The following is a 3,608-nucleotide window of genomic DNA, read 5'->3' as shown; positions in this document are numbered from 1 at the left end:
TCATTGAGTCTTGGTTTCTATTTTCTTGAAGCCGGCCGGCACGGTAAAGACATCTGCGCTCACGGCATTCGTCGACACCGAAACGACCTGCGATGACACCGTCATCAAAGCTACGTCACCCGGCGGCATCGCGACCGGTGCGACCGCGGGTGCCGGCGGCGCAGCCGGCGCATCCGCATTGTCTTTCTTCTTTTGGAAAAGACCGCCGAGTTTGCCCACCACTGCGCCGGCGATGCCACTGGGGCTGGCGCTGGGGCTTGGGCTTGGGCTTGGGCTTGGGCTGGAGCTGGACGAACTGCTGTCAGGTTGGCCCGTTTGCGCTTGTTGCGAACTCGAATTCTTGCATTGCGGGCCACCGAGTCCGAGCGTGAAGCTGCTCTTCACGGGATAACCTTTCACGCCCTGCATCTTGGCCGCGACTTCCGTCCAGACCCCTTTGTACTGGGCGAACAGCGCCTTGGCTCTTTCAGACACGTCTTGGGAGTTCGAGACGTCGAAGCCCATCTTGGCGGCATAGGCAGTATAAAATTTTCGAGCTTCGCTGCTTTCCGCGAAGTCCGCGGAAGTCCACTGATCTAAAACCAATGCGATCTCGCAAATTGCACCCGTGTCTTTGTCCTGGCAAGGCTGGGTCGCCGTGGCGGTCACGCGTTGCGCATCGTAACCGGCGATTTGCGCCTTCTCGCCGCTCTTCGTGACGTCGACTTTGGCCGGTAGCCACACGCACTTCGATTGATCGACCGCGGAGGGCTGCTGCTTGGCCTCGCCTGAATTCATCTGATCCGACACTCTCTGCATCTGCGCGTGGAACTGCTCGAAGGTCGTCTCGGTATATTCCTTCTTGTTGATGTTCAGGTGGTAGAGCTTGTCCTGATCGAGGAGGACGATCTCGGCGCTCGGTCCGAGTGCGTTGCGCGCCAGAAAACCGACGATCTTCGACTGCATTTTCATGTCGGTGTCGGTGCGCGACATCTCGCCGGAAATGCTGGTTTTAGAGCTCCCCGACATATTCGCGAACGCCATTCCGCCAACACCCTCGACGGAGGTGGTGCGTTCGATGGTGATGTCGGCCTGCGCCGTTCCCGCGGCGAGCCCGAGAATGCTGCCCAGCAGGACCAGGCCGGTTGAGCGCAGCGTTGGTATCTTCATGGTGTCCCCTCTTCGGTAGTGTTCATTTAGACCGGAATGCTACCCAAAACCCGCCATCCCCGACGAATTAGGGGCGCGGCCCTCCCTGTCCTGCCCGTTTGCCAGGCATAATCTCGCCGATGTTCTATCGCCTGCGCCGCCAAGAGCGCCTTTCCCCTATCAGAGCAGCCATCGGCTCCCTCCTCGTTGCGTCGGCGGCTGTCTGCGCATCGGCGCCGGCCGCGCCCGCCGCGCCGCCGTCCGGCGACGTCGCGCGCGAGATCCTGCGCGAGATGATCGACACGCGCTCGACGCACGACGTCGGCTCGACGGAACTGGCCCGCAAGGTACAAGCACGGCTGCTCGCCGCCGGTTTTGCCCCGGCGGACGCGCAGCTTCTCATACCGGTGGACCACCCCCGCGCCGGCAACGTCGTTGCCCGCCTGCACGGCAGCGGCAAGGGCAAGCCGGTCCTGTATCTGTGCCATCTTGACGTGGTCGCGGCGAATCCAGAGGACTGGACGCGGAATCCCTTTCACCTGACGGAGGACAACGGGTGGCTGTACGGGCGCGGCACGATAGACATGAAGGGACAGGACGCCGCGGTCCTCACGGCGCTGCTGCGCATGAAGAGCGAGCATTTCATTCCCGAGCGGGACATTGTCGTCGCCTTCACGGCAGACGAGGAGTCGGGCGGCGAACGCAACGGCGTCGACTGGCTGCTGACCGAACACCGCGATCTTGTAAATGCCGACCTTGTGATAAACCCGGACGGCGGCGAGGCGGGCATGAAAGGCGGTCGCCGGCTCTATGTCGGTGTCCAGACCAGCGAGAAGATGTCGATGGCGTTTGAGGCCGAAGTGACCGACAAAGGCGGCCATAGTTCGCGGCCGACCGCCGACAATCCGATCTACCGCCTGAGCGAAGGCCTCGCCCGGCTGTCGAAGTTTCGATTTCCTGTACATCTGACCGACACAACCCGGCAATATTTCGAGCGCCGGGCCGCGATCGAGACGGGCGCGATCAAGTCCGACATGCTCGCCGTGGCGAAGACGCCGCCCGATCCGGCGGCAATCGAGCGCCTGTCGGCCGTGGTGGAGACGAATATCTTGCTGCGCACGACCTGCACCGCGACCCAGATTGAGGGTGGCCACGCTCAGAACGCGCTGCCTCAGCGCGCCCGGGCAACGTTGCAATGTCGGATCATCCCCGGCGAGTCACAGGACTCCGTGCGCGATACACTCGCGCGCGTGCTCAACGATCCGACCATCAAGATCAGCGTCATCACACCCGCGACGCCGAGCCCGGAGTCGCCGCTCTCGGGGACCATCTTGCCGACGGTCGAAAAGGTGGTGCACGAGTTATGGCCGGACGTCGTGATCCTTCCGCAGATGGGCGCCGGTGCGAGCGACAGCAAGTACACGCGCCTGGTCGGCATGGCGAGTTACGGGATTGACGGCATGTTCGACGATCTGGATGACGCACGCGCGCACGGGCGCGATGAACGCATCGGCGTCGCGGCCTTCGGGCAGGAAGTCGACTTTACCTACCGGTTGATGCGCGAGGTCTCGAGACAGCGCTAGGCAGTCGTTAGTACCGGGCGCCGAAGCTGATCAGATGAAAGCTCAGCGTCACCCACAGTGTCACAAGGGCGGCGAGCACCAACAGCACGCTCCAAAGCTTCGCGAACCAGCCGCGATTGCTTCGCCAGACTCGCTGCAGATTCCAAAGCGCGGTGCCGCACAGACCGACAAAGCCCACGGCACCCGCAATTTGCAGCGGCCATAATATCGCGCCACCGATAATGGTATCCGCGCCCAGCGACATAAAGAGCGCCGCCCACCCGCTTAAAACCGCGAGCACGAGCCAGGAGAAACCGCGGACCCAGCGATAAGTTTTCAGATCCGGCCCGCTCAGCGACATTGCCGCCCCGAAGCGGCGCCGGCTGATGGCGCCGACCGGCCAGGACAAAGCGGTGAGTAACACGAGCACCAAGCTTGCCACGAACAAGGGGCTTAGCCAGGCCGCGTCTCGATACCAGGGAGCCCGCTCCCAAACCATGAAGGGCGACACCGGGTTGAAGCTCCAGCGCACGACGCGACCGTTTTCCACCACGGCCCCGAGACGTGCGTGGCCATAGGCGGCCTGCCACACGAAGGGTGCGACCTCGATCCACTTGTGGGGCGGCCCTCCCAATATTTCCGGAACCGACGGCCGACCGTCCTTGTCCAGGGAGATTTTGACCTGACCTGCTAGGTTCAACACGTCGACGAAATTGGTAAAGGAACCACGGCTGCTGATGTAGTTACCGGCCAGCATCCGGGCGTGCTCTTTGGCGCTCGGCAGCTCGACGGGCGCCGCGGCGTTCGCCGCTGGAAAATACCGATCTGCGAACTGCTCAAAGAGCGCGATGCGGATCGCTTCGGTCGCATTATTTGCACCGGCGCTGTTCATCGAAATGAACAGACCGACGTTCTTGG

At 62.6% G+C, this 3,608-nt stretch carries 3 protein-coding genes; 1 reads left to right on the top strand and 2 read right to left on the bottom strand.

Features of this window, described 5'->3' with window-relative positions; genetic code table 11:
* Positions 1-1,149 carry a hypothetical protein gene (locus VK804_RS14770; RefSeq protein ID WP_325371564.1) on the bottom strand — a complete coding sequence of 383 codons (1,149 nt, stop codon included), beginning with the start codon at positions 1,147-1,149 and terminating at the stop codon, positions 1-3.
* A 119-nt stretch (positions 1,150-1,268) separates the two neighbouring features.
* Between VK804_RS14770 and VK804_RS14765 the strand changes: the two genes are divergently transcribed.
* The gene (locus VK804_RS14765) at positions 1,269-2,711 is read left to right on the top strand and encodes a M20/M25/M40 family metallo-hydrolase (RefSeq protein WP_325371563.1); all 1,443 of its coding nucleotides are present in this window, start codon (positions 1,269-1,271) and stop codon (positions 2,709-2,711) included.
* 7 nt (positions 2,712-2,718) lie between these two features.
* On the opposite strand, the gene VK804_RS14760 is transcribed toward VK804_RS14765, so the two are convergent.
* The coding region (locus VK804_RS14760; RefSeq protein ID WP_325371562.1) for a hypothetical protein at positions 2,719-3,608 on the bottom strand (890 nt) is incomplete at its 5' end.

Origin of the sequence: Bradyrhizobium sp. (genome assembly GCF_035484855.1) — a bacterium.
GTDB lineage: Bacteria > Pseudomonadota > Alphaproteobacteria > Rhizobiales > Xanthobacteraceae > Bradyrhizobium.
This window is presented reverse-complemented; position numbering and strand designations above follow the sequence as displayed.